The 15,565-nt window shown below is 38.8% G+C and carries 11 protein-coding genes and 1 pseudogene; 5 read left to right on the top strand and 7 right to left on the bottom strand.

The genetic code is table 11. The features are described from left to right. Window positions 1–5: 5 nt before the first annotated feature. Window positions 6–287 carry a DUF2610 domain-containing protein gene (locus KPX09_RS00390; protein WP_249548436.1) on the bottom strand — a complete coding sequence of 94 codons (282 nt, stop codon included), beginning with the start codon at window positions 285–287 and terminating at the stop codon, window positions 6–8. A 356-nt stretch (window positions 288–643) separates the two neighbouring features. On the opposite strand from KPX09_RS00390, the gene KPX09_RS00385 reads away from it, so the two are divergent. Next, window positions 644–1,657 (top strand): class I SAM-dependent methyltransferase, encoded by a 1,014-nt coding sequence (locus tag KPX09_RS00385; RefSeq protein ID WP_249548435.1) that lies wholly within the window; start codon window positions 644–646, stop codon window positions 1,655–1,657. Between the two features lie 407 nt (window positions 1,658–2,064). Further along, window positions 2,065–3,888 carry a DNA primase gene (gene dnaG / locus KPX09_RS00380; protein ID WP_249548434.1) on the top strand — a complete coding sequence of 608 codons (1,824 nt, stop codon included), beginning with the start codon at window positions 2,065–2,067 and terminating at the stop codon, window positions 3,886–3,888. Between the two features lie 829 nt (window positions 3,889–4,717). On the opposite strand, the gene KPX09_RS00375 is transcribed toward dnaG, so the two are convergent. Then, window positions 4,718–5,605 carry a 4-(cytidine 5'-diphospho)-2-C-methyl-D-erythritol kinase gene (locus tag KPX09_RS00375; protein WP_249548433.1) on the bottom strand — a complete coding sequence of 296 codons (888 nt, stop codon included), beginning with the start codon at window positions 5,603–5,605 and terminating at the stop codon, window positions 4,718–4,720. A 192-nt stretch (window positions 5,606–5,797) separates the two neighbouring features. Here KPX09_RS00375 and dusB point away from each other — a divergent pair, with 192 nt between their 5' ends. Beyond that, the gene (gene dusB / locus KPX09_RS00370; RefSeq protein WP_275973547.1) at window positions 5,798–6,745 is read left to right on the top strand and encodes a tRNA dihydrouridine synthase DusB; all 948 of its coding nucleotides are present in this window, start codon (window positions 5,798–5,800) and stop codon (window positions 6,743–6,745) included. 228 nt (window positions 6,746–6,973) lie between these two features. After that, window positions 6,974–8,842: an RNA polymerase sigma factor RpoD gene (gene rpoD, locus KPX09_RS00365; protein WP_410518461.1), complete on the top strand. Its 1,869-nt coding sequence runs from the start codon at window positions 6,974–6,976 to the stop codon at window positions 8,840–8,842. Between the two features lie 508 nt (window positions 8,843–9,350). On the opposite strand, the gene cutA is transcribed toward rpoD, so the two are convergent. The 4 genes and pseudogenes from cutA to KPX09_RS00345 all read right to left on the bottom strand — a co-directional run bounded on the left by cutA (window position 9,351) and on the right by KPX09_RS00345 (window position 14,180). Next, window positions 9,351–9,686 carry a divalent-cation tolerance protein CutA gene (gene cutA / locus KPX09_RS00360; protein ID WP_249548430.1) on the bottom strand — a complete coding sequence of 112 codons (336 nt, stop codon included), beginning with the start codon at window positions 9,684–9,686 and terminating at the stop codon, window positions 9,351–9,353. A gap of 50 nt (window positions 9,687–9,736) precedes the next feature. Beyond that, entirely contained in the window at window positions 9,737–12,229 is a 2,493-nt protein-coding gene (locus KPX09_RS00355; protein WP_249548429.1) for an ATP-binding protein, read from the bottom strand. 1,088 nt (window positions 12,230–13,317) lie between these two features. Next, a pseudogene (locus KPX09_RS00350) lies at window positions 13,318–13,428 on the bottom strand (DNA recombination/repair protein RecA); the annotation flags it as partial. 92 nt (window positions 13,429–13,520) lie between these two features. Beyond that, window positions 13,521–14,180 carry an O-methyltransferase gene (locus KPX09_RS00345; protein WP_249548428.1) on the bottom strand — a complete coding sequence of 220 codons (660 nt, stop codon included), beginning with the start codon at window positions 14,178–14,180 and terminating at the stop codon, window positions 13,521–13,523. Window positions 14,181–14,456: 276 nt separating this feature from the next. Between KPX09_RS00345 and KPX09_RS00340 the strand changes: the two genes are divergently transcribed. After that, window positions 14,457–14,750 carry a TetR/AcrR family transcriptional regulator C-terminal ligand-binding domain-containing protein gene (locus KPX09_RS00340; RefSeq protein ID WP_249548448.1) on the top strand — a complete coding sequence of 98 codons (294 nt, stop codon included), beginning with the start codon at window positions 14,457–14,459 and terminating at the stop codon, window positions 14,748–14,750. 316 nt (window positions 14,751–15,066) lie between these two features. Here KPX09_RS00340 and KPX09_RS00335 read toward each other — a convergent pair whose 3' ends face one another. Next, window positions 15,067–15,279: a hypothetical protein gene (locus tag KPX09_RS00335; protein WP_249548427.1), complete on the bottom strand. Its 213-nt coding sequence runs from the start codon at window positions 15,277–15,279 to the stop codon at window positions 15,067–15,069. Between the last annotated feature and the right edge of the window lie 286 nt (window positions 15,280–15,565).

Here is a 15,565-nt window from a genome sequence, read left to right as displayed (position 1 = left end):
ATGTTTCACTTCACATTTTCAGCGTTGTTATCATGAGTAGTAGCAACCTTTAGAGCGTATACGCACAATTCGGCAAAGCATATACCGTTTTCCCTAGCCAATTTATGAAGTCTCTCAAGGCTGTTGATAACCCTTTCAGGCACTTGACCACCACGCTCCTTAGATAGCCATGTATTCTGGTGCTGCACGGGATGTACATCTGGCTTTGGCTCACCTATATACACTGCAAATGGTGAGGTTTTACCACCAAACTCGCATGGAATTATGAACTTCTTGACTATAGACATGAAGATACCTATTCAACATTATCATCCGGCATGGTCATAGGCCTTTTCGTATACAATAGTATGATAAATATATCACTCAAAAACTCTACATATTACCGCTCCCCACTGCTTACTAGGAGAATTCCAAATTTTTATATAGGAACATACAGTACCAATTTTGCCAGGTGCGCTAATTACTAACAGGTTTTAAGATACAATGCAGCAGGAAATTTCGGGGTCGGCTATTTTATTCAACCGCCCCCTTAACTGTTCCTTTTGATCTAAAGCTAGGTCTCTGCACTAGAGCATATACCCTAAGCAGCTACAACTTTCTAACTTATTGAGGTAAAATAAATATTAACACACTGGTAAAAGTAATGAAGCACTCGATCTTTTCTTACAGTAACGCAGTACCTATCGATAAGTTCATGAGAGAGGCGCTCTATGATCGAACACGTGGCTATTATATGACACATGTTCCGTTTGGTTTGAGTGGCGACTTTATTACATCTCCTGACATTAGCCAATTATTTGGTGAGACTATAGCAATCTGGCTCCTGCAATATTTAGAGTATGTAAAACTTTCTGAGCGGTGCATTTTTGTTGAGTTAGGTCCGGGTAGGGGCACTCTTATGAGTGATATACTAAGGATACTAAGCTGTTTTCCATATTATGACAGCTTGTTTGAGGTTCACCTTGTGGAGATTAGTCCGCTGTTGCGCAATATACAGAAAGAGACACTGAAAGAAGCTATGCTACGTAGAAAAATTTTTTGGCACGACAGTGTATATGATCTTCCGGAATGTACGACTATACTAATAGCCAATGAGTTTTTTGATGCATTACCTATCAAGCAGTTTGTATTTCATGACGGAACATGGTTTGAAAATTATGTTTGTTCAAGTACTGAAGGCTTGGATATTATCCCAATTAAAAGTACGGACTTTATTTTTCCAGACAACAATGTTCCAAATGGAGGAATTATTGAGAGATGTGAAGCTGCTACAGATATTATAAGGAATATAGAAGGGATTTTGCTAAAACACGGTGGTACAGCGTTAATAGTGGATTATGGGTACATGCATCCCGTGTATAGAAGCACGATTCAGGCTGTGAGGAATCATCAGTATTGTAGTTTTCTAGATCACGTAGGAGAATGCGACATCTCTGCGTCTGTCGACTTTGTTATGTTGCAGAGAAGTTTAAAAGAGATAAGATGTGAGGCCATGACTCAGCGAGAATTCCTCTATAGATTCGGTATACGTGAGAGATTAGAGTTCCTTATGAAACGAGCGCAAGCAAAGCAAGCGGATGATCTTAAATGTGGATTTCTTAGATTAACGGAAAACATGGGTACTTTGTTCAAGGTTTTGTTATTAAATTATATATAGTACTACCGGTTAATATGTTGCTGTAATAATTGTGTTTCTCGATTTAGAATCGAGGTACTGACTGTAGCATATGTTTAAACATATGCTTTAGATCTGTATTTATTAGCACTGATATATCTGGTTCTGAGTGGGGCACAATTCCATGTAGTCTTGCAAAATCTCCAAGTGCATTTCAGTATATTATGTAAAAATTTGTATAATTCTTAGATATTGTACCCTTTATAGTCTATTGTGGATGATATTACTGTATGCATATCATTACGTTTTACGTGTTAGTTTCGGCAATGCGCATATCACGAAATAGATGATAACATCTGTTGCGAATTTAAGTACCATACTGGTATTCAACTGGTGTGACAACAAGGTGCACTGGGAGTATAATCTACAGTGTGATGTTGGGTAGTATCATGCAGAATAATAATTCTATTACTGATAATATAACCTTGCTGAGAAGTAAAATAAGGTTAATTGATGTAGTAGCGGGAAAGATTAAGTTAACCAAGAGGAGTGGGAATAACTATGTGGGTTTGTGCCCATTTCATTCGGAAAAAACCCCTTCATTCAATATTAATAGTGAAAATGAGTTATTCTACTGTTTTGGCTGCGGGGCAACGGGTGATGTAATCCAGTTCATATCTGATACGGAAGGGCTGGATTTTAAGCAGGCTATGCAATATCTTTCTGACCGGTACCACGTAGAGCTTATAGATGATAAGAAGGCTGATGCATCTCATAGCTCTTTATATGCTGTTATGGAAAAAGCGGTGGTATTTCTTTCTCAGCAATTAAGTGTTTCAAAATCTGCTATATCTTATCTAAAAGACCGAGGTATTTCAGATAGTACGATAAATAGATTCAGGTTGGGATATGTTACTTCCACGGGGGTAAAAGCGCATCTTTTGTCTTTAGGCATTAGTATGGAAAAAATAAGCGAGACTGGTTTGCTTACTAAAGGCGTCCAGGATTGTCTTTATAATAGGATCATATTTCCAATATGTAACTCAATGGGTAAGGTTATTGCCCTTGGAGGCAGATCTATTACTCCTGGACATACCCCAAAGTATCTAAACTCTGCAGAAAATGCATTATTCAAAAAAAGAGAATGCATGTATGGCTTACATCTAGCTATGGGACAAGCAAAAAAGCTAGGTAAGATCATAGTTGTGGAAGGCTATATGGATGTCTTAATGCTCAGTCAGTTGGGTATCCACAATGTGGTGGGATTGTTGGGAACGTCAATGACGGAGTTTCATCTGAAAAACATTTGGAGTGTTGTACCTGAGATAATAGTATGGCTTGATGGAGATTTTGCAGGCTTAAAAGCATCGGTAAAAATTGCTCAACTTGCAATATCCATCATGAAGTTTGGTTCCAGTATTAGGTTTATATCTATTGCAAAAGGTAAGGATCCATATGATATATGCAGGGAACAAAGTATTGACTTTGTTAAGGACTTAATAGAGCGTGCTAAGTTGCTTTCAGAATTTATATGGGAGTATGAACTATCTAGCAGTGGTATAGGCGATAAAATCGTGCCGGAGCAGTGCATGATGCTCGAAGGGAAGATAAAAGAATATACTTCAAGAATACAAGATCCTAATGTAGCTAAGCACTATAGGAATTTCTTTTATCAGCAGATGAAGGCGCTGCAAGGGTATAAAAACTGGAACACGAATTCGTACACCGGAACTACGGGTAGTAGAGCTAATAAGGTGAAATCGTGTGACAGACTCCAAGATGTATCAATGAAAGTATGTATGGAAGAGAACTATCAGCTGCGTGTTATGTACACAATTATAGAGTGTCCTAAACTTTTAGATGATTCCGCGATTTTTGAACAGTTTGCTAGTATAGATTTTTCCTCTGTAGACAGAAGAGTGCTACAGCAACATATTGTTGACATAAAAAGCACCTGTGATGACGTGTTTTTGAAGCAAGATCTTTTAGAAAAGCTTAGGCCACGAGGGCAGAATCTTGAGGCGATTCTTCAATACGTCATAAGAAGTATGGCAAATGTTGGATGTGCGTTTATAGTGCCGGGACTAGGCCATGAGAACATAGAGAAATTGGCTAAGCAGGAATGGGAAAAGCTTATGTTATCTAGGCAGTTGAACGAGATTCATGAGCAGATAGTAAAGCTGAGACTTGAAGGGAAGAATGATGTAGCCTTGAACTTATCTGAGTATGCTCGCGAGATAGATGATAAATTGCGTAGCCTGTGGAAATGCTGAAACCTGTTTCAAGTGTCTATCAGCATAATACTTCCGAATTCCATGCACTTATTTCAAGGCATCGTTTTAGATTCATATATCTAAGATCTTATATATTGATTGTGTTCATGTAAGGCTCTTTCGTGCTTAAGCCATACGCAAGAGCTCCCGTAAAAACAATGACGGCATAATGTGATATGCGTACCTCATAATCTCATGACCAACTGTATACATATGAGATATTTACATACTGCATTCCTTTTAAATTAAAATGACCTTACACAAAAACCTTATTTTCGCGAACAGAGACAGGAGTACAAACTTTATATATGGATAAGTTACAGCGCATAGATCAGGTTCTACTACATAAACAGTATGGACATATACGTCACATGTTATGATATAGTTGCATGAAATACACAGTGTGCCCTTGTTTAATATAGTGGATGCAACGGTCAACATTTGTAAAGCTAAAGCCATTAAGCAAAGTCACTTATAACAACATTATCGCAGGCCACACGCAATGTAATAACGCACCTTATAACTCTATTATTGTCTGTACATATTATAAGGTGTCGTCACACCACATCTTGTCTACACTCCCGAGGTCGAAAAACATGCCCAATAAGAGGAATAACATCCTTTTATGCAGTGAGAACTGCGTAAACAACTTACATATCGGATCGACAACATACTTACGCATCAGTACATCAACATGGTAAAAAACAGATTTCTTTGTTCAGTTCAGTATTCCGAGTGTTTTGGCTCTTTAAGTTACACCGACTCTAAGGTAACGTTACAGTAAACAACATAAAAAAGACTCTATCACTAGCAGGACAACTTTCCTACCTCAAAGATTAGTCATACTGTTTTCCCTATCACTTGACCTAATAATCCTAGTTTTGAAAATAAACCAGTCTGGATAGTTTCTCTTTAGATACTTAGCGGCTAACTCAGCTAAATTCTCATCTTCAAAAACAGCAAAGCTCATAGCCCCACTTCCACTCATCCTGGAAAAGCAGCACCCATCTAATGAACGCAGCACATCCAATATCATACGAATATCCGGCACCAATTCTACGGAAACCTCCGTTAAGTCATTACGAGCTTCCTTCAACAAAGAAAGCCAATCCTCAGAATTACTAGGCAACTTACCTATGCTCGGAGAAAACGCTTTTGGATTGTACATGTTAAATACACTTTTTGTGCTCAATTCCACTTTGGGACCTACCAAAATAACGTGTCTAGGCAAGAATGAATCTTCTAGCAATTCTACTACGTCTCCCATGCCCGCAACAAACGCAGTTTTAGATTCTAAACACACAGGAACATCGCTTCCAACCCTAAAAGCTACCCTCTCAGCTTCTCTTTCATTTATGCCCCACAGCTTGCTTAGCAGATTAATAGCAGCAGCAGCATCTGCTGAACCGCCAGCCAATCCAGACGATACAGGAATATTCTTTAAAACTTTAACGTAAACATTATCTGTAGTGCCCGGCGAGCATCTCCTCACCATATGTCCTATAGCTCGCTGTATAGTGTTATCACGTCTGTTAATACATGAAGGTTTGAGAAATCTTATACCTCGGTTTCTAGAGCCAATGTCAAACTCTAAAACATCGTATAACTCTACAAATGCAAAAACAGACTCTATTAAGTGATACCCACATGGAGCTTTACCGACTATATGGAGAAACAAGTTTATCTTTGCAGGCGCGCTAATAAGATACTTCGACATTACACATCCGATTTACAGAACCCATCCCCGCAGACATGTAATACTCTTTATTTTGCATTGTTGTAAATAAATTATTAAAAATTTAAATAAAATTATCACTAAATAAACTATCTATGGTAAGAATTTCTATATTGCGACTGTCATGGTTGCGCTTTATCATCGGCCTATATGCGATTAATAAATAATATTTAAATGAGGCAATTCATCTCAGAAAACCCAGTTATACTGGCCCCTATGTCCGGCGTTACCGACTTGCCTTTTCGAAGAACAGTACGAAAGCTGGGAGCTGGGCTTTTGATATCTGAAATGGTAGCCAGTAGGGCAATGATCTTAAAAACTCGGCAAAGTATGCAAAAATCGGAAGTGTGTCCTAATACTTCTGTACAATTAGCTGGTTGTACTCCTGAAATTATGGCAGAAGCGGCGAAGATTAATGAAGATCTAGGTGCGAAATCTATAGATCTAAATTTTGGATGTCCTGCCAAAAAAGTTGTGGATGGCTATGCGGGCTCTGCATTAATGAAGGATGAAGTTATCGCGACGAAAATAATGGAAAGCGTGGTAAGGGCGGTAAAGATTCCTGTTACAGTAAAAATGCGCATGGGCTGGGATACTACAAATTTGAATGCACCTACTTTAGCCAAAGTTGCTGAAGATGTAGGAATCCAGATGATTACCATTCACGGTAGAACACGTTCACAGATGTTCAGTGGCTCTGCAGACTGGAAGTTCGTCAAGAGAGTAAAAGAGTGTGTAAAAATACCAGTAATAGTAAACGGGGATATTAGAACCTTGGATGATATAGTAGTGGCGCTCAACGAATCTGGAGCCGATGGAGTGATGATTGGCAGAGGAGCCTACGGTAAACCATGGCTGATAAAACAAGCACTAAGTTTTATGAAAAACTCGGAGATATTACCAGAACCCACAAAAAGTGAAAAGTTGGCAATTATATTGGATCACTACGATTATGCACTAGGCTACTATGGAAAAGATCTAGGAGTAAAAATCTTGAGGAAGCACCTCAGTTGGTATAGCAGCACTTATTCTGGTGCGTCTTATTTTAGAGCGCAAGTAAACACTATGAGTGACCCTGTAGAGGTAAGGGAAAAGCTAACAGAGTTTTTTCAAACATCGTGATAAACGTGTAAAAGGTAGTAAATTATTGGACATTTTGCCGAATTTATGTTAGTTGGAGTGCCTACCGGTTGTGTTTTGTATCGGTATCACTTGCGGTTTTTGTTGCCATAGCATTGGGGTATGAGGTCGTCTTCGGTGTGTAGTTGATATTTTTTAGGGTCTAGCATGGCAAGTGGCTGGTATTTTCGTCTGGTTATATAGTAGTTTTTTCCTTTGCGGGATTCATTGATGGATAAGGAGCTTGTTAGAAGTCTAATAACAAAGGGTATAAAGCAAGGCGGCATAGTTACGTTTGACGATTTGAATGATGCTCTTTCTGATGATGAGGTAGTAACCTCAGATAGCATAGACGAAACTATATCTATGTTGCAGGATTCAGGAATTAGTGTTCTTGAGCAGAGTGATGTGGATGATGCAGATGATACTGTTACTGGAGAGGGTGTTGTAAAAGACGAAGAGGACGAAGCCAGTATTCGTTCTTGGGATTTTGGTCAGACTGACGATCCAATACGTATGTATTTGTGTGAGATGAGCTCGGTTGAGCTTTTATCACGGGAAGGAGAGATAGAGATCGCGAAAAGAATCAAGTCAGAAAAGGTCAACATGCTTAGATGCATGGTGGAGGCTCCTTTAGTATTACGCACGTTTATGTCGTGGCGGGATGATTTGGTGAATCAGCAGGTATTGTTGCGTGACCTTATTGATCTGGATGCAAATTACAGATGTGGCTTCCCTCAACCTGGATTTGGTGAGGGAGATGGCGAAGAATATAGTGTTGGGCGAGGTGATGTGGTGTTGCCTCCAGATGATGGAGATGTTGATCCGGAGTCATCTCTTGATGATGAGGCTGATGAAGACGATGAATCTTCTCTTGGTAATGCTTCCATACTGGAGATGGAGAGTGCTTTATTGCCAAAAGTTATATCTGTTTTGGATTCCACGATAGAAGCTGCTGAGAAGATCTTGGATATGAAGAAGAAAAAGCGTGATGGCGGCGAGTGCGATGAAAATGCTTACAATGAGTTGCACGACAGCATATGGGAGATGGTTTCTCAGATGAAGCTTAGTGATTCTGCTGTCGCGTCTGTGACTCAGCAAATATACGCTTTAAGTAAGTCAATAGCGGCAGAGGAATCCTCTCTTGTTTCGTTGGCTGAGAGCTACGGTGTGGATAGAAAGAGCTTTTTAGATGCTTATAATAATAATACCATAGCCGAACAAGCAAAGACCTCATTTGAATGGCAAAATCTGCTAGATAAGGAGGGTGATACTCTGTTGGAGATGCAGAATAGAGTGAAGTTGCTATCTGGGGAGGATTGTCCTGGGAGTTTTAAGGCGTTAGTAGCCAAGATTCAGAAGCATGAGCGTACGGCGAATAGGGCTAAGCAGGAGATGATCAAGGCAAATCTCCGGTTGGTGGTGTCTATAGCGAAGAAGTATTCGAATCGTGGATTGCAATTTCTTGATTTAGTGCAAGAGGGTAATATAGGTTTGATGAAGGCTGTAGATAAGTTTGATTATAAGCGTGGCTATAAGTTTTCTACGTATGCTACATGGTGGGTGCGTCAGGCGATCACTCGAGCAATAGCTGATCAGGCGAGGACTATTAGAATACCTGTGCATATGATTGAGACTGTTAACAAGATCAATCGTACGCTGAGGCAGATGCTGCATGAGATTGGTCGAGAGCCAACTTTGGAGGAGCTTTCTGCTAGGCTTAATATAAATGTTGAGAAGATCCGTAAGGTGATGAAGATCGTCAAAGACCCTGTGAGTCTTGAGAGTCCTATAGGGGATGATGATAGCAGTACCTTTGGTGATTGTATAGAAGATAAGCGTGCTGTGAAGCCTGAGAATGCTGCGGTGCTTGCTGATTTGCGTGAGATAACTACTAAGGTACTGTCTACTCTAACACCGAAGGAAGAGAGAATTCTCCGTATGCGTTTTGGAATTGGTAAGAGCGGTAAGGACCATACGTTGGAAGAGGTAGGTAGGCTGTTTAATGTTACTCGTGAGAGGATAAGGCAGATAGAGGCAAAGGCTTTGCGAAAGCTTCGTCATCCAAGTCGTGCTAGAAAGCTTCGTGGGTTTTTCTAAAATCGCTGGGAGATTATCAATTCTAGCATGCTGTACAGTTTTGTGGCGGGGTGTAAAATCTGTCTTTTGTTTTATAAAGACAAAGAGTGAGTTTTTGGTATTTGCGAGCTTCTCATATATTTCTTGTGTGTAGTGTGCGGTTAGATTGGATGGTCATCGCTAGTTGGGATTTGTACTAATTGCTTGATTGTATAATCCTTTGCGGAGTTTCTACTGTTTTTATATGTGTTGTGTACATTTTTCAATGTATAGTTTGGTGAGACTACTTCGGCTTTTTTGTGGTGAGCGTGTTGGAGTTGGTGCAATTATCTCTGCTGTGTCTTTCTGCATATTACACATGATTTTCAATTTACTGTATGAACATTCCACTTCTCATTGCTTAGTGAAGCCACTATAGTCTTGCATTACCCAAAAAGCATCGTCTTACATATACTTCCATTCGCGGCATTTTTGCTTCAGGAAGTGCTAGAATGCGGCATATGTATTGACACTGCGTATGATGATGGTTTTAGCAGTCAACATCTCTATCGGTAGAGGAGTTTACCCATTTTAAGAATTCTGGCTCGCAGTTATGAGTAGGGATTGAGAATATTGCTGGTGTGTTATGGGGATGATGTGCTTTTATTTTTTTTACAACTTCTTCATACATACATGTAGTAGTCTTCATTATTACTATGCATTCGGTGCTAGTATTAATATCTCCATTCCATATATACATAGATGTTATACCATTAATAATATTAGAGCAGGATATTAGTTTTTCCCGTAGTAGAAGCTCACTTATATTACGAGCACTGTCATGATCCGGCATCGTAGTGTATATCAAAAGCAGCGCGCTACTCATATCAAGTCCTCTCTAGGGATATTATATTACTATTACTGGGCATATTGTGCTTATTTCTGGCCTTTACACGCTAGAGCCTCATCTACTTTTTGTAATAATTGCTTTAATGTAAATGGTTTTGATAAAAAGAGTATTTCATTGAAATCTATCCCTTTATGTTGCTGATGAAACACTTCTTCAGCATATCCAGAGACAAATATAACCTTGGCGTTGGGTTGTATTTTTAACACTTCATTTACGGTTTCAGGTCCACTAGTACCTGGCATCACCACGTCGCTGATAATAATATCTATGTGGTTATCAGATGCTGCAATTATGGCATCTTTTCCCGAATTTGTATCTATGACGTTAAAACCCCTGCGTGACAACGCTTTCGAAGTAAATGCCCTGACTGGATCCTCGTCTTCTACAAGTAAAACAGTTGCTGCATTAGGTAATAGTAGTCCCCCTTCGAATAGTTCCTTTTCTACTGTATTTTCATCTGATATGGAGCGGTTTCCTACTTCTTGACCTTCAGTTGCGTATATCCTTGGTAGGAAGATCATAAACTTTGTACCTTCTCCTACTTTACTCTTTACGTATATGTAACCACCGGTTTGTTTTACTATACCATACACAGTCGAGAGTCCCAGGCCTGTGCCATAAGTATCACTTTGTGTTGAGAAGAAAGGATCAAAAATCTTCTTCATGATATTCTTATCTATTCCATGTCCAGTGTCTATGACTTCAAGTACAACGTACTCACCATGCTCGATTCGATCTTTATCTGGTGCAAACATGCCCTTAGGTGTAGTTGAGGCATCTACTGTAAAATTGTAGGTTCTTATAGTTAATGCTCCGCCAGAGCTCATAGCAGATTTTGCATTTACTACTAGATTGACAATTACCTGCTCTAGCTGACTAAGATCAACCATTACAAGCCCTATGTTTTCCTGATAGTAAATATTGAGTTCAATATCCTCACTAATGAGCCTCTTTATCATTTGTGCCAGATCTGCAACAATGTTGTTTATGTCTAGGACCTTGGGTTGTAGAGTCTGTTTGCGCGAAAATGCCATCAGTTGCCTAATTAAATTGGCAGCACGATTAGCATTCTGCTTTATTTGTATAATATCCCTAAACGAAGGGTCAGTAGCGGGATGTTGAATAAGTAACAGGTCGCAAAATCCTATAATTGCGGTCAGTATATTATTAAAATCGTGTGCTATTCCACCAGTTAATTGACCAATTGCTTGCACTTTTTGTGATTGCTCTAATTGAGTTTCTAAACTTTTACGGTCAGCGCTGTCAGTTATATAGCACACCACCGATACAGTGTTGTTATGTATCAGCTTATTCATGTATATCTTAACGTAAGTCTTGTTGCAAAGCTGCCCCTCTATGGACATATTGTTTATAACGCTGTTTTGTAAGTACTTTTTTATCTTCTTGCTGTATACGGCCGTAAGGTGAGAGTATATGTATTCTTGATGTTGTTTATCTACAAGTGCCTCAAACGCTTTGTTGTACTTTATAATTTTTCCATCCATGTTGCACTGCGCAATAGCTATAGGAGAATGGATGAAGCACGGGTTTAACTGATAATCGGTGAGATCGAATTTTTTAGGCGTGATTAATCCGTATATGTAGCTATTGTTATTTTTATCGTGAAAGACTTCTTGCGTTACATATGCTCTGAACATTGTGCCAGTTGATGTCAAAAATACAACTTCATCAGTTTCGCTATCTGATTGGTTTTTGCTCAGAAAGTCACTCAATAATGTATGACGCTTTAAAGTGTCTAACTCAAAAATTTTTAAAAATGTTGCATTTGCAGAAATTATGACCCCATCTTGACTGAGTAAATAAGATCCTACATTGTGTCTATTCAACAGCTTTTCATGCACGTCCTCCTTCGTAATTTTTACTGCTTTAAGTACGAAGTAGTCCTGGGGCCTTGAAAGGGGGCTAAGAAATAGACTAAATGTTGCTTCGGTATTTATGTCAACTTGTGGGTTATTTACTATCGGATCAAGGATAAGAGAGAAGTTTGAAACGGTATTTTTCTTACTGACTGAACAATATGTTCGTACAGGTGACTTGTTCTTTAAGGCACCTAAAAATCGCGATATTTCCTTATCACTCAAATTACCCAATTTGAGCACGTTATACAGGTTTAAATGGCCATTTTGAGTAAAATTTTGGAACCGCGTATTGAACCTGGCATCTGAGTATACAACATTTCCTTGTCCGTTTAATATCAAGCAAAACTCAGTGTCGTGATTTAATGCATTTGCAAAAATCATATTCTGATATTCAATAGCAGCTATAACCTTAGGGTAGCGACTTAGCTTTTGTAAGAGTACTAGGACGATGGCGCTTGTGAACAAACAGTTAAACACCATACTAACGTACCCGTTTTCGATGCCGAACAGGTATATGCTAAAAATACAAAGTAATGGTAATATCACCACAATTGCGGCTTTTATCTTTGTAATTCCGTAGTCACGAACCATAAAGTCGACTTTATGGTTCTGTTCACTGTCTGTATACCTCTTATGCACCTACCAACTCCCAGCTCGTTGCTCTACACAGAAAAGGCAGATTAAGCGCCCCAGGCTTATGTACCTGTAGCTCAAGAGCATGGCAAGTACATATGAAAAATTAAGCATGAAACTACTATGATCACTGAATTAAAAGTTTAAATATTGCCTTATACTGTACATTTTCTAACTCGTTTTAATTAATAGTATTGTCGTTTGCAATAACTGCATTTAGCATGCAGTACGAGTGTAGCAGTGTTGTGTCTTTATCAAGCTACAAGAACTTCTATACACAATCAGCAAGTTCTTCATATGTCTGTTATTCTCCCTTAGTAATAATCATCAAAATCTGCTAAAAGAGCTCTTTATAAAAAATACAGAAGTATTATAAACAAACGATGTAGAAGTGAGATATATCCTATATACCTTCGGAAGACTTGTGGTATATTCAGAATTGTCGTTAAATAATATAGGGGCGGGAGATGATGCAGCGTAAATATTACGTCAAGTATAGTCTTCAAAACTTCATGCTTTATTTTACGTCCGGGAACATAGTCATGATTATAGAATTGCGGAGTTCAGTATCTTGAGAGATGTTCCACAAGGTGTATTTAGCTTCTCTTCCATGTATGCGAGTATGTTTTGTTGTAAATAAAACATACTCCGTACCAGAACTTTTTATTTGAAGTGCATCTTGAATGCAAAATAGACACGTTTTTTCAAGAGATTCATAACCTATAGTTGTTTTAAAACTCTGAACACTTTACTACTAAAGGCTAGGTATGGTTGAACTTCTAAGTAGCGACGAAGCGTCAGAAGGTGCAAGTAGACTCCGTATGTAGAGTTTTTTTGTTTCTTTGTAGCATGAATGTCCGCAACTTAACCTGAGATTTTACTAACACAGAAGTCCTATAAAGCTGTGATGACATCTATTATGGGTAGTATAGTGGATAAAATCCCACAAGCATACATTTTTCTATATCGAGCAAAGCGACAAAATACGACATTTCCTTCGCAGGTTATACAGGATATAAGAAACGCTTTTAAAATAGGGAGGGTCACTATAGAACTGCGTCAGAAAGAAGACTTTATTATAATACTTCAGCAATAATGACACGAAGAGCCAAGGTAATCTTTCTGAGCTTTTCAGGGCCAAAAATCTCAGTGATTCTCCCTCTAAGAAGCCTCCCAATACCTAGAGCTGCGTCTAGAGCAATAGACCACTGTACCAAAACACTCTACATGTTCTCGCGTATTCTAAAATCTTTAGTCATCACAAGATGCCTAGAGATTAAATGTTTGTGACGTGAAATCATGTGAGCTTCATCGATACCATCATGCCTTCACTAGTAGGTATGATGGTAGAAAGGTACTTTTCTTTATTAGCGAGTTCGTCATTAAACGCTCGCATACTGGCATGAGCATTATTAGAAACTTTTTTTCCAGTCGGGTGCTCATCAAATACGCTGCCAAAGAGAAAAGAGTTATCAGCAACTATGAGACCACCCTTCCTTATATGCATTTTAGCCCAGTTTAAGTAAGCAAGGTATGAGGATTTGTTTGCATCTATAAACATCATATCAAATGGAGCCATTTTCTTTAAAGTGTTCAGCTGATCCAAAGCCTCACCGTGCAATACCGTTATTTTATCTTCCAGTTTACAGTTGACTATGTTCTGATTTGCGGTCACTACGTTTTCGTAATCTTTCTCCATTGTGTATACATGTCCCTTAGAAGGAAGGGCATGCGCCATACATATTGCGGAAAATCCCACACAAGTACCCACTTCTACTATTGAAAGTATACCAGCCATTCTTATTAAAAGTTGTAGTATTTGTCCTTCAACAGTCCCTAATTGAGCCATACGCAACGCAGAAGGTGCAGTTTCATGTGCCTTCAATGCACCCTCACTATCTACAGCAAAAAGTTTACTAAGGTACTCATCTTGTTTCCTTAAAGAGACATTGCGCACTTCGCCACCTATATGATTCTAATCCATTGGAAGATCTTATATTTTTTTATAAATTCCTTCAACATATCGTTAACTTTATAAGTATATGTAGCGTGATAATTTTATCACTTATATAGAAAATGTGGTATAAGTGACATGCATATATATTTATTTGTGCTGATTTTGTGATATGATCCGCCGGCTATGTCTGATGTGTTGTAGGCATTGCATGAGTACGAGCGCTACATGCAGCTGTGTAATGGTTATGCAGTTAGGGAAGAGTGGGGAGATGCAATAATGTCTAAAGAATGCGGTGGAGAAGCTGATGTTTTTCAAGATCCTGAATATCGGGAGAGGTATAGAGAAAAGTTTCTAGAAGCACAAAGGCGGGGAATGGACATGGTAATCTATCCTGACGGCACTATAGCTCTGATAGAAAATAAGGTAGTAATGCATACATACGGGTGGCATAGGAGGCGTAGGGGCTTCGAGAGAACCAGGGGTTTTGTATCTCAAGGGAAGGGAAAGGAGCACGTTGCTGGAGAGGAGAGAGATGTCCCGGTAGTTACGGAGGAGACAGAGTATGTCTGATGTTTTTGACTGCTACTTGTGTGTATAGGTAGGGGTCGTTTTTTCTTTATACTTACTGTTTCTGTTGTGTCCATGTTGTAAGTCGGTTCTTTTTTATACCATTTTGTTAATTTTGCCACTAACAGTGGTTTTTCTTATGGTGGTTGTTGTAAAAATTGAGCAACGTTGTGCTTAAGAAAAGCGCTTAGGCATAGTGTTCTGAATGGCAGTGTCTCATCTTAACAAGAGAGCTTAGTTTTTGTCCTAGAGCAAAATTTGCTTGCTTTGTTATTAGAAAAAAATCATACAGCAGACGCTGCTACAACATCTATCTTGCTTAAACAATCCGTGTGTAAACTTCAAGGAGTAAGCGATCAACTATTATCTTGGAGAAAGAGTCAAATGACAACCAAAAGGGCTTAGAACTCTTCTCTACCAAATCTCCTGAACCTAGGTCTTTAATCTTTGTACAAGTTATGCTACTGATGAAAATGTCATTTACATCAACAACTATATCCGTGAAACCATAGGTTTGTAGTAGCATTGCCATATGTATTACTAGGGATAAGGAAAGGTCTGTGTTTTGCTTATAAGATGCAAAGTATTCCATCAAGATTCTGCAGGGAAGTCTCCTTTTAGATATGTATAAGCGCCACGAAGTGATATTGTTGCTTTACTATTACTTGGGAACTGATGATGGCATACCTTCCGTAAGATCTGCTGTGATTACGATAATTTTGTTATATCTCACTCTTCTATAAAGCTACTGCATGTTTTTATCCAACATATATTATCCCAAGTACAGGAGAGTCATAGCAGCACACACGTTACTTAAT

Source organism: Anaplasma phagocytophilum, assembly GCF_023476575.1.
In the GTDB taxonomy this organism is placed as follows: Bacteria; Pseudomonadota; Alphaproteobacteria; order Rickettsiales; family Anaplasmataceae; genus Anaplasma; species Anaplasma phagocytophilum_A.
The sequence above is the reverse complement of the archived record's forward strand: the minus strand, read 5'-3'. Positions and strand labels throughout refer to the sequence as shown.

What these genes read in the sequence shown, in the direction of transcription:
- KPX09_RS00335 (WP_249548427.1), bottom strand. Translation starts at nt 15,279, where the DNA reads ATGGCAATGCTACTACAAACCTATGGTTTCACGGATATAGTTGTTGAT.
- rpoD (WP_410518461.1), top strand. Translation starts at nt 6,974, where the DNA reads ATGGATAAGGAGCTTGTTAGAAGTCTAATAACAAAGGGTATAAAGCAA.
- KPX09_RS00390 (WP_249548436.1), bottom strand. Translation starts at nt 287, where the DNA reads ATGTCTATAGTCAAGAAGTTCATAATTCCATGCGAGTTTGGTGGTAAA.
- dnaG (WP_249548434.1), top strand. Translation starts at nt 2,065, where the DNA reads ATGCAGAATAATAATTCTATTACTGATAATATAACCTTGCTGAGAAGT.
- KPX09_RS00340 (WP_249548448.1), top strand. Translation starts at nt 14,457, where the DNA reads ATGTCTAAAGAATGCGGTGGAGAAGCTGATGTTTTTCAAGATCCTGAA.
- KPX09_RS00375 (WP_249548433.1), bottom strand. Translation starts at nt 5,605, where the DNA reads ATGTCGAAGTATCTTATTAGCGCGCCTGCAAAGATAAACTTGTTTCTC.
- KPX09_RS00385 (WP_249548435.1), top strand. Translation starts at nt 644, where the DNA reads ATGAAGCACTCGATCTTTTCTTACAGTAACGCAGTACCTATCGATAAG.
- dusB (WP_275973547.1), top strand. Translation starts at nt 5,798, where the DNA reads ATGAGGCAATTCATCTCAGAAAACCCAGTTATACTGGCCCCTATGTCC.
- cutA (WP_249548430.1), bottom strand. Translation starts at nt 9,686, where the DNA reads ATGAGTAGCGCGCTGCTTTTGATATACACTACGATGCCGGATCATGAC.